This window comes from Candidatus Binataceae bacterium, assembly GCA_035500095.1.
Classification (GTDB): Bacteria; Desulfobacterota; Binatia; order Binatales; family Binataceae; genus JAKAVN01.
Genome location: DATJXN010000051.1, coordinates 1 through 4,710 on the forward strand (window position 1 = coordinate 1; position 4,710 = coordinate 4,710).

General features: G+C 63.0%; 6 protein-coding genes. 4 read left to right on the forward strand and 2 right to left on the reverse strand.

What is annotated here, in order from left to right:
• Positions 1-24: 24 nt before the first annotated feature.
• Positions 25-1,059 (forward strand): TIGR03619 family F420-dependent LLM class oxidoreductase, encoded by a 1,035-nt coding sequence (locus tag VMI09_05750; protein HTQ24181.1) that lies wholly within the window; start codon positions 25-27, stop codon positions 1,057-1,059.
• 37 nt (positions 1,060-1,096) lie between these two features.
• Here VMI09_05750 and VMI09_05755 read toward each other — a convergent pair whose 3' ends face one another.
• The gene (locus VMI09_05755) at positions 1,097-1,951 is read right to left on the reverse strand and encodes a family 1 encapsulin nanocompartment shell protein (GenBank protein HTQ24182.1); all 855 of its coding nucleotides are present in this window, start codon (positions 1,949-1,951) and stop codon (positions 1,097-1,099) included.
• A 15-nt stretch (positions 1,952-1,966) separates the two neighbouring features.
• Positions 1,967-3,073, reverse strand: a complete 1,107-nt coding sequence (locus VMI09_05760; protein HTQ24183.1) for a Dyp-type peroxidase — start codon at positions 3,071-3,073, stop codon at positions 1,967-1,969.
• Between the two features lie 286 nt (positions 3,074-3,359).
• Between VMI09_05760 and VMI09_05765 the strand changes: the two genes are divergently transcribed.
• The 3 genes from VMI09_05765 to VMI09_05775 form a co-directional block, all read left to right on the forward strand.
• Positions 3,360-3,833: a nuclear transport factor 2 family protein gene (locus VMI09_05765; protein HTQ24184.1), complete on the forward strand. Its 474-nt coding sequence runs from the start codon at positions 3,360-3,362 to the stop codon at positions 3,831-3,833.
• 29 nt (positions 3,834-3,862) lie between these two features.
• Positions 3,863-4,324: a VOC family protein gene (locus VMI09_05770; GenBank protein HTQ24185.1), complete on the forward strand. Its 462-nt coding sequence runs from the start codon at positions 3,863-3,865 to the stop codon at positions 4,322-4,324.
• A gap of 99 nt (positions 4,325-4,423) precedes the next feature.
• A partial coding sequence (locus VMI09_05775; protein HTQ24186.1) for a hypothetical protein occupies positions 4,424-4,710 on the forward strand: 287 nt, incomplete at its 3' end.

The following is a 4,710-nucleotide window of genomic DNA, read 5'->3' on the forward strand; positions in this document are numbered from 1 at the left end:
GCAAGCGAGCGGGGAAATTAACCGATGGACATAGGAATCTATGCGACGACGCACGGTATCGGTTATCGCGACGAGACCGACTTCTATCTCAGGTCGGCGCCGATGGAAGAGATGCGGCCGGTCCAGGCGGCGCGGCTTGCGGAAGCCGCCGGATTCCATTCTATGTGGTTTCCCGATCACGTCTGCATGCCGACCGGATCGAGCAGCGCACACGTGGCCAACGCTTCCGGCAAGCGGGCTTATGAAGCGCGCCACGACATGCTCGATGCGGCGGTGACGATGGGCGCGGTCGCCGTCAGCACCACCACGCTCAAGCTGGGTACGAGCGTCCTGATTGCTCCCTATCGAAATCCGCTGAGCGACGCGCGGCAATTCGCCACCGTCGATCTGCTTTCCAGGGGGCGGCTGATGCTCGGCGTCGGCGCCGGCTGGATGAAGGAGGAATTCGCGGTGCTCGGCCTGCCGTACGCCGAGCGCGGCGCGATGGCCAACGAGTGTATCGAGATCTTCAAACGTTCATGGACCGCGGATGTGGTGGATTTTCGCGGCCGTTTCTACAATTTCGAGCAGGTCTCGATGGATCCGAAGCCGGTTCAGAAACCGCGTCCGCCGATCATCTTCGGCGGCGTGGTCCCGGCCGGCGCGCGCCGCGCGATCCGCCACTGCGACGGCTTTTATCCTATCTTTCTCGATCCGCAGGCGGAGCCGAACCGCTACGCGCCGCTGCAGGACGAAATACGGCGCGAGGCGGACAGGCTCGGGCGCGACGTTTCGAAGTTCTTCATGATGGCGGTGGTCTCGGGGCGGCTGACCTCTCCCTCCGAGCAGGGGAAGGGAAGCAAGCCGCGCCCGATTTGCACAGGATCTGCCGCCGACGTGCTCGCGGACCTTCAACGCTTCGCCGACGCCGGTTACTCGCTGGCGGTATTCATCCTCGATTGCTTCGGAAAGGCCGAGGAACTCGAGGCGCAGATCCAGCGCTTCGGCGAAGAGGTGATCAAGCCCGCCCGCAGCATCCGCGCGCGCGGCGGATGGGCGAGCACGCCCGTTCCGTCCTGATCTGGCTCGCTGGTTCGACCCACGCCGAGCGTGCCGTTCAGCGCGGGCGCGGGGCTGGCTTCCGCGGTGCGGCGGCTCTCTGTGCGGAGCCGGCTGCGGGGGTCAGCGCCACCGAGGCTTCCGCGGTAAGCAGCAGAAAGGTGAAGGTCTCCTGCAGGTAGAGGCTGACCGCCGAGTTGGTATGGCTCGAATAGCCAATCGAAACGTCCTGGCCTATATGCAGATCGAAATCGCCGCCGCGAGTACTAAGTACGAAAGCTCCCGCGATCGCCGGAGCGAAGATGATTTCCTCGTTGACCAAGCGCTGGATGTGCTGAATCACCGGATAGCCGTGATCGCTGGCCTCGCTGAGCGCGGTATAGGCGTCGGCACCCATGACCACCGAGTAGGGGCCGTTGACTCCGACCAGGCGCAGCTGGCTTAGCGCCTGGGCGATCGCGTCGGGATACTCGATCACGTTTTCTGGCAGGGTCCCGACGGGATTGCTGGTGCCCTTGCGAATCCCTTCGATTTCGCCCGCCGCGTAGCCCTCGAAGATCGCGCGGTCCTCGGCAAAAGCGATCAGTTTGGCCGCGTCCTTGAGCGGCTGCCAATCCGAATCGTTCGCGCCGCGCTCCACGTCGTCGATCGCCTGGCGATCGAGCACAAACGGCACGCGCAACTCGACGAGGCGCTTGGCCTCGCGCTGACGCGCGATGATTCCTTCTCCCGGCGGTTCGACATTGCGCAGATGCCCCGTGCCGACCGCGGCCAGGCTGACGCCGCCCGGCTCCTTGACGTCCACCACCCGGCGGCCGGCGAGATAGCGCTTGAGCGTCCGCGCGGCTTCCTGCTCGATTTGCGCCCACGCGCTGTCGGTGATCGGAGCGAGTTCGCGATGCAGGTTATTCATGGTTGTTCATCCCGTTTATTTGTCTTGGGGCGCTCCCTTGAGGGAGCCTATGCCGAGCGAACCATTGCTCGCCTTCGGGGCCAATGGTGACGCGTTCGACGGTGGCGCGGTGTCTGCGGTGTTGACCGGCGCGACCGCCGCCGCATCAGGCGGCGCCTCGGGCATCACCGTTTCGAGGAAGGTGAGCGACGGAACGAAGAACAGGCCGCCGGTAACCGCGCGGCTGAAGTCCAGTATCCGGTCGTAATTGCCCGGCGGTCGCCCGACGAACATGTTCTGCAGCATCTGCTCGGTGATGCGGGGCGTGCGCGCGTAACCGATGAAGTAGGTGCCGAATTCGGCCTGGCCGGGGCGGCCGAACGTCATGTTTTCGCGGAGGATCTTCATCTCCTTGCCGTCCTCCACGATCGTGTTCAGCGCATTGTGCGCGGAAGTCGGTTTGACCGTGTCGTCAAGCTCGACGTCGGCGAGCTTGGTGCGGCCGATGATTCGCTCCTGGGCCTCGGTCGGCAGCGCGTTCCATCCGGCCAGATCGTGCAGATACTTCTGCACGATCACGTAGCTTCCGCCGGCAAATGCGGGGTCCTCCGCGCCGACCAAAGCGGCGTCGATCGCCTCCTGGTTCGTCGGGTTCTCCGTCCCGTCGACGAAGCCGAGCACGTCGCGGGTGTCGAAATAGCGAAAGCCGTCGACCTCGTCGGCGAACGAAACCGCGTCGCCCAAGCTTGTCATGATCAGCATCGCCAGTTCAAAGCAGAGGTCGTGGCGCTCGGCGCGAATATGAAAGAGCAGATCTCCGGGCGTCGCGACAGCGTGGCGCGGGCCGGCGACTATCTCGCGGAAGGGATGAAGCTCGGCCGGGCGCGGGCCCGGGAACAGCCGGTCCCAGAGGTCCGATCCGAAACCGATGACGCACGAGAGATTTCCTTCCTGGTCGCGGAATCCCACTGCGCGTATGAGTTTCGCCAGGTCGCCGCACATCGCGCGGACTCGCGCTTCGTTCTCGGCGCCTGCCTTAACCGTAATGACCAGAAAAATGGCCGCGCGAGTCAGCGGTACGGCCACGGGCTGCGGGGTTGCGCGCGGCGGGCTTGCAGCGGTTGTCGAGCCGGCGTCAGGCATCGCGATGTCCGCAAGGCGCCGGATGGCGCACGGTCAGGATTGGCAGTGGAGGTCGGAGCACGCGCGTCTCAGGAAAACCGGGTTTTTGTTCGCGCCCATAATGGCACGAGCGGGATTGGGAATCCAAACCCGAGCGGGCCGGCGGCGCGCCCCGGAAAGCTCTGGCGCTTGGCGCGCAACTGTGGGCAAATGAGGTCACGCTCCGGCGCCGGAGCGCCAAGTAAACCGGGCGTCAACTACAGGTGAGACGCGCGCCGACTATCGCACGCGAGCGGAGGACGAAAATATGGATCTTGAAGCACTCGAACGACGGCTGACCCGCCTCGAAGATATCGAGGCGATCAAACAGCTCAAGGCCAGGTACTGCGAAATCTGCGACGACGATCACAACCCGGACAGGATCACCTCGGTGTTCGCCGAGGACGCAATTTGGGAGAGCGCCGAGTTCGGGACCGGCAAGGGGCATGCGGAGATTCGCCGGCTCTTCCAGGGATTCCAGAAGCTTATCGAGTTCTCGCAGCACAATGTCATGAACCCGATTATCGAGGTCCACGGCGATCGCGCGACCGCCGAATGGTATTTCCTGGGCACGTTCAGATTCCGCGAGCGTCATCAGGCGCGATGGCTGGCGCTGCAGTACAAGGACGACTATGTGAAGCGCAACGGCCAGTGGAAATATCAGCACCTGCGGGTCAACCTCAGGCTGGCGGTTCCTTACGACGAGGGTTGGGCCAAAGAGCTGATCGTTCCGCTCAAGTAGAAATCGAATCAACGCAAAAGGAGGCCGTCATGCCGACGCATCCTTTGGAATTCGATGGAATCGATCACGCTGTGCTGCGGGTATCCGATATAAAGCGCAGCCTGGACTTCTATGTGAGCGTACTCGGATTGAGCCTCGAGCGGATCATCGAGGATATCGGCATCTACCAGCTCCGATGCGGCCGCAACCTGATCGACCTCTGCGTATTGCCCGCAGGCGCTAGCCTCGGCCAGGGAACGCAGCGGGGTATCGATCATCTCTGCCTGATGGTTCGGGGCGATATGAACAAAATCGTCGAATACCTGGCCGAGCATAAGGTCGAGACGGCTTCGCCGGTGCACGAGCGCTATGGCGCAACCGGCTTCGGAACCTCGCTCTACATCCTCGATCCCGACCAATACGTCATCGAGCTCAAGGCGAACTATTCTCAATATCCGGTCAAGGTCACCGCGGCGCAGGCGATGGGGAGCATGACTCGCCCTAGGAAATAGAAGCGGCTTCTTGACGCAGCCTTGCAAGCTGCATAGGTATGCGATTCGACTAGGTAGCGCGGGCCGTCCCGAAGCGTCTGGCGACAGGAGGATTGCGCCATGCCAAGGAATCCCATTCCGATGGAGTGGTATATTGCCACGCTGGCGGCGCTCACCATCCCGCTCTTCGTGTGCGCGAATATCCCGGTATGGGCGACCTACGTCACCTGGGCCGGCGCCTTCCTGGTCGGCCCGAACGAGGCCATCCGCAAACTGTTTCCTACGCTCATCGTTGGTACAATCTCCGGCGTGGTCTTTTTCTCGCTGGCGATGACAATCGACCCGATAATCGGGTTGGTTGCGCTGCCGAACAGTATAATCGCGTTCGTGATGACGGTCGGTCTGCT